Here is a 4,370-nt window from a genome sequence, read left to right as displayed (position 1 = left end):
AACATAAAGAAAGAGAGGACGAAGTTCGTCCTCTCTAGGTGTTAGCTTTTCATCTACCCACTACAGTTGACAAAGAGCCAAAAAAGAGAGAAAGTTCCTCTCTTTTGTCTTATTTGACGAAGTTGTTGATTTCAGCTTCGATGTTAGCAATTTTAGCTTCTGCATCAGCCAAGTCAGTTCCAACTGTCGCGATGTAGAATTTGATTTTTGGTTCTGTACCTGAAGGGCGAACTGCAATCCAAGAATCATCAGCAAGAGTGTATTTCAACACGTTGCTTGGTGGCGTTGTCAAAGCTGTCACGCTACCGTCAGCAGTAGTAGCTGTTTGCGCCAAGAAATCTTCTGTTTTGGCAATAGCTGTTTCGTTGAATGCCACTGGAGCGTTGTTGCGGAATTTATCCATGATTTTCTTGATTTCGGCAGCACCGTCAACACCGCTAAGGGTAACAGAAATAGTTTTTTCAGCGAAGTAGCCGTATTCTTTGTAGATTTCTTCGATACCATCAGCAAGTGTCAAACCACGTGAACGGTAGTAAGCGGCAATTTCAGCCACGATAAGAACGGCTTGGATAGCATCTTTATCACGTACAAATGGTTTGATAAGATAACCAAAGCTTTCTTCAAAACCAAACATGTAAGTGTGGTTGCGTTTTTCTTCAAATTCTTGAATTTTCTCAGCGATGAATTTGAAACCAGTCAAGACGTTAAACATTGTTGCACCGTAGCTTTCAGCGATTTTTGTCACCAATTCAGTTGAAACGATTGATTTAGCTAGGGCTGCATTTTCTGGTAATGTACCAGCTGATTTGTGGGCTTCAAGAATGTATTTAGCGATAATAGCACCGATTTGGTTACCAGAAAGGTTGCGGTAAGAACCGTCTGCTTGACGAATTTCAACACCAAGACGATCAGCATCAGGGTCAGTGGCAACAAGCACGTCAGCATCGACCTTGCGGCCAAGTTCTTCTGCAAGAGCAAAGGCTTCTTGGTTTTCTGGGTTTGGTGATTTAACGGTAGAAAAATCAGGGTCTGGAACAGCTTGAGCTTCAACGACTTGAACTGAGTTAAAACCAGCTTGAGCAAGGGCACGACGTGCCAACATTTCACCAGTACCGTGAAGTGGTGTGTAGACAATCTTCATGTCTTTACCGTATTCATCAATCAAGTCTTGGTTGATGTTCACGTCTTTAACTTCTTTAAGGTATTCTGCATCAACCGATTCACCGATAACTTCAATCAAGCCAGAAGCTTTGCTTTCTTCAAGGTCAGCCAAAGCAATGGTGAATGGGTCTTCAATAGTACGGATAAAGTCAGTCAAAGCATCAGCATCAGCTGGTGGCATTTGCCCACCGTCTTCACCATAAACTTTGTAACCGTTAAATGGTGCAGGGTTGTGGCTGGCAGTAATCATGATACCAGCAAATGTGCCTAAATGACGAACGGCAAATGATAATTCAGGGGTTGGACGTAATGATTCAAACACATAGCTTTTAATGCCGTGTTGGGCTAAAACTTGTGCTGATTCAAAGGCAAATTCAGGTGAGAAGTGACGAGAATCGTAAGCAATAGCTACACCGCGTTTTTTAGCCTCGTCGCCTTTTGTTTCAATCAATTTTGCCAATCCTTCAGTTGCTTGGCGAACAACGTAGATGTTGATGCGGTTTGTACCAGCACCGATGTATCCACGCATACCAGCCGTACCAAACTCAAGGTTGGTGTAAAAGGCATCCTCTTTGGTTTTTTCATCCATTTGGAGCAATTCCTGACGAAGATAGTCAGGGAGTTGTTCAAAGTTTAACCATTTTTCATAATTTTGACTATAAGACATAAGTAGAACTCCTTTATTTGTTCGTCTAAACGCTTACATTATATCATGTTTTTAGGGAATTATCTAGTGCAAATTGAAGAATCCTTTGTAAAATCCCTAAAAATAGCCTGTAAATTTTCAAAAAATGGGAGCCAATTTGCTTAAAGGAGAACTTTCTTTTTGCTTAAAAAAATAGTATAATAGAAGCACTATAATTTTTAGAAAATTTCGAGAATAGCTATTACAACTATTTTCACAGGAAGAGGTATTGAAATGGGCTATACAGTCGCTGTCGTTGGTGCCACAGGTGCCGTTGGAACTCGCATGATTCAACAATTGGAACAATCAACACTCCCGATTGACAAGGTGCGTCTTTTGTCATCTTCTCGTTCTGCTGGTAAGGTTTTGCAGTACAAGGGGCAGGATGTGACGGTTGAATTGACCACTGAAGAGTCATTTGAAGGCGTTGATATTGCTCTTTTCTCAGCAGGTGGTTCAGTGTCAGCTAAATTTGCTCCTTATGCGGTAAAAGCTGGAGCAGTGGTCGTTGATAACACGTCTTATTTCCGTCAAAATCCAGATGTGCCTTTGGTTGTTCCTGAAGTTAATGCGCACGCGCTAGATGACCACAACGGAATCATTGCCTGCCCAAACTGTTCAACCATTCAAATGATGGTTGCTTTGGAACCTATTCGCCAAAAATGGGGCTTGAGCCGTGTTATTGTATCAACTTACCAAGCTGTTTCAGGTGCTGGCCAATCGGCTATTAATGAAACCCTTCGTGAAATCAAGGAAGTGGTGAACGACGGTGTTGAACCAAAAGACCTCCGCGCTGACATTTTGCCATGCGGTGGGGACAAAAAACACTTCCCAATTGCCTTTAATGCCTTGGCACAAATCGATGTGTTCACAGACAACGATTACACTTATGAAGAAATGAAAATGACCAAGGAAACTAAGAAAATCATGGAAGAGCCAGAACTTCCTGTTTCTGCGACTTGTGTGCGTGTGCCTGTGCTTTATTCACATTCAGAATCTGTTTACATTGAAACCAAAGAAGTGGCACCGATTGATGAGGTGAAATCGGCTATCGCAGCCTTCCCAGGTGCTGTGCTTGAAGATGATGTGGCTAACCAAGTTTATCCACAAGCGGCTAATGCAGTTGGTAAACGCGAAACCTTCGTTGGTCGTATTCGCAAGGACTTGGATGTTGCCAATGGTATTCATATGTGGGTGGTTTCAGATAACCTCCTCAAAGGTGCTGCTTGGAACTCAGTTCAAATTGCAGAAACCCTTCACGAACGTGGTCTTGTCCGCCCAACAAAAGAATTAAAATTTGAACTAAAATAAGCCAAGCAAACACAAACAGGAACATTAGAGGACAAAAAGGATAGGAGATAAGGATGGCTATTGAAGATTTAAAAGACGTTAAAATCATTACGGCGATGATCACCCCTTTCAGTGCAGACGGTTCTATTAACTTTGGGGCATTGCCAAAATTGGTGGAGCATTTGCTGGCTCACCACACAGATGCACTTTTACTAGCAGGAACAACAGCAGAAAGTCCAACATTGACCCACGATGAAGAGTTGGAGTTGTTTGCAGCAGTTCAAAAAATCGTCAACGGTCGTGTGCCACTGATTGCTGGTATCGGAACAAACGACACGCGCGACTCCATTGAATTTGCTCGTGAAGTAGCGGTCTTTGGAGGCTTTGCGGCTGGTTTAGCCATCGTTCCTTATTACAATAAGCCATCGCAAGAAGGCATGTATCAGCACTTTAAAGCCATTGCTGATGCCAGCGATTTGCCAATCATTATCTACAATATCCCAGGTCGTGTAGTGGTTGAAATGACTCCTGAAACCATGCTGCGTTTGGCTGAACACCCTAACATTATTGGGGTTAAAGAATGTACCAGCCTAGCCAATATGGCTTACTTGATTGAACACAAACCTAAGAATTTCTTGGTTTACACAGGTGAAGACGGTGATGCTTTCCATGCCATGAATCTTGGGGCAGACGGTGTGATTTCGGTTGCTTCTCACGTTAATGGTGATGAGATGCACGACATGCTGACAGCTATCGAAAACAGTGACATTAAAAAAGCGGCTGCCATCCAACGCCAATTCATTCCGAAAGTGAATGCCTTGTTCTCTTACCCAAGTCCTGCGCCTGTTAAGGCTGTGCTTAATTACCTTGGCTTTGAAACAGGTCCGCTACGCTTGCCATTGGTTCCATGTCCACCAGAAGATGCCAAACGTATCATTGACGTTGTTATTGACGGTGATATTGAAGCCACTAAAGAAACCGTCACAGGTGTTTTGCGACCAGATTATTAATCAAAACAAAAGTAGCAAAGTTTTTGAACTGCACCCCAAAAATTAGACATAAAATCTAACGATCGGGGTGCTTTTTGTATGAAATTAACTTATGAAGATAAATTGGAAATATACAAACTAAGAAAAAATGGAATGTCTTGGTACCTAAAATATATGATTAAACTCATAGATATGGTGTTGAGGTTGTTAAGAAAAGTAAGAATAGGTATTATTCTCCTGAACTA

General features: G+C 42.1%; 3 protein-coding genes and 1 pseudogene. 3 read left to right on the top strand and 1 reads right to left on the bottom strand.

Annotated features, from left to right (window positions below):
• Window positions 1-109: 109 nt before the first annotated feature.
• A complete protein-coding gene (locus tag ACFORE_RS06460; protein ID WP_380435060.1) occupies window positions 110-1,828 on the bottom strand; it encodes a phospho-sugar mutase in 1,719 nt (572 codons plus the stop codon).
• A 252-nt stretch (window positions 1,829-2,080) separates the two neighbouring features.
• On the opposite strand from ACFORE_RS06460, the gene ACFORE_RS06455 reads away from it, so the two are divergent.
• From ACFORE_RS06455 to ACFORE_RS06445, 3 genes and pseudogenes are all read left to right on the top strand, one after another.
• A complete protein-coding gene (locus ACFORE_RS06455; RefSeq protein WP_264879823.1) occupies window positions 2,081-3,157 on the top strand; it encodes an aspartate-semialdehyde dehydrogenase in 1,077 nt (358 codons plus the stop codon).
• A 53-nt stretch (window positions 3,158-3,210) separates the two neighbouring features.
• Window positions 3,211-4,146, top strand: coding sequence for a 4-hydroxy-tetrahydrodipicolinate synthase (gene dapA, locus ACFORE_RS06450; RefSeq protein ID WP_154455511.1), 936 nt, complete (start codon window positions 3,211-3,213; stop codon window positions 4,144-4,146).
• Between the two features lie 78 nt (window positions 4,147-4,224).
• Window positions 4,225-4,370: pseudogene (locus ACFORE_RS06445) on the top strand (IS3 family transposase); the annotation flags it as partial.

The organism is Streptococcus alactolyticus, from assembly GCF_042649785.1.
Lineage (GTDB): Bacteria > Bacillota > Bacilli > Lactobacillales > Streptococcaceae > Streptococcus > Streptococcus alactolyticus.
The sequence above is the reverse complement of the archived record's forward strand: the minus strand, read 5'-3'. Positions and strand labels throughout refer to the sequence as shown.

Coding starts and splice junctions, on each gene's coding strand:
- ACFORE_RS06460 (WP_380435060.1), bottom strand. CDS start 1,828: ATGTCTTATAGTCAAAATTATGAAAAATGGTTAAACTTTGAACAACTC.
- ACFORE_RS06455 (WP_264879823.1), top strand. CDS start 2,081: ATGGGCTATACAGTCGCTGTCGTTGGTGCCACAGGTGCCGTTGGAACT.
- dapA (WP_154455511.1), top strand. CDS start 3,211: ATGGCTATTGAAGATTTAAAAGACGTTAAAATCATTACGGCGATGATC.